Genomic DNA, 1,200 nt, shown 5'->3' on the forward strand with positions numbered 1-1,200 from the left:
TGACCTGCTCGGTTTAGTCGAGACAGTTTTTCCTAGAAGACGGCGGGTTGCAGTTCTAGGCGGAGTTCCTGTTTGAACTCTGCCGGGGTCAAGTATTGCAGGCTGCTGTGGGGACGTACCTCGTTGTAGTGATTGCGCCAGGCTTCGATCAGGACAGCGGCTTCGCGGCGCGAACGGAACCACTCGATGGACAGACACTCGTCGCGGAACTTGCCGTTGAAGCTCTCGTCGGTGCCGTTCTGCCAAGGCTTGCCGGGATCGTTGAGCACGGTGGCAATGCCCGAGCCTGAGATCCACTCCAGGATGGCTTGGCTGACAAACTCCGGCCCGTTGTCCGAACGCATGAACAGCGGCGCACCATGCAAGCTCACCAAGCGCGAGAGCACCTCGATCACCCGCTTGGAGCGGATGGCCCCGGCCACATCGATGGCCAGGCACTCGCGGGTGTATTCGTCCACGACAGTCAGGCACTTGATCTGCTGGCCGCTGGCCGTGGTGTCGAAGACGAAGTCGTAGGCCCAGACCATGTTGGCCTTGAACGGCGTGTGAACGCGCGGGCGCACCGAGGCGATGCGCTTGCGCGGCCGTTTCCGGGGCACCAGCAGGCCCGCCTGGCGCCACAGCCTGTGCGTGCGAGACCAACTCAGCTCGAAGCCCTTGCGGCGCAGAAACACGCGGATGCGGCGATAGCCGTAGCGCGGATACTGAGCCGAGAGTTCCTCCATCGCCGCAAGCACCGGCGCATCCTTGGCGGGCAAGCGCAGCTCGTAGCTGGGCGTGGCGCGTGACATGCCGATGAGCCCGCAGGCGCGGCGCAGACTCAAGCCACGTGCGCGCACGAAGGCCAGTTGCTCGCGCCGAGCCAACGGGCTCACCATTTTTTTGCGTTGATCTCCTTGAGGATCTCGAGGTCCAGATCTCGCTCGGCAAGGAGCTTCTTCAGCCGGCTGTTCTCAAGCTCCAGGGCCTTCAGACGCTTGACGTCGGCCGCCTCCATCTGGCCGAAGTGTTTGCGCCAGGCATAGATGGTGGCGTCGCTGACCTTGTGCTTCTTGGCAGCCTCGGCCACCGTCGTACGATCTGCTTCACGCAGGATCGTGACCATTTGCTCTTCTGAAAATCGACTCTTCTTCATGGGCTCCTCTTCGGGCGGGAGCCATCTTCCTAGAAATCAATGTCTCGGAGAAACCGGGCAGGTCA

Annotated in this window: 1 protein-coding gene; it reads right to left on the bottom strand. The window is 62.2% G+C overall.

The window, feature by feature from the left end; genetic code table 11:
* Window positions 1–32: 32 nt before the first annotated feature.
* Window positions 33–1,135 (bottom strand): IS3 family transposase gene (locus AC07O3_RS34490; RefSeq protein ID WP_495341515.1). Its coding sequence is split into 2 segments (ribosomal slippage): window positions 33–877 and window positions 877–1,135, totalling 1,104 coding nucleotides; the frame shifts between segments, so codons are not numbered across the junction.
* Window positions 1,136–1,200: the final 65 nt, after the last annotated feature.

This window comes from Variovorax sp. GW821-FHT09D05 (genome assembly GCF_059416325.1).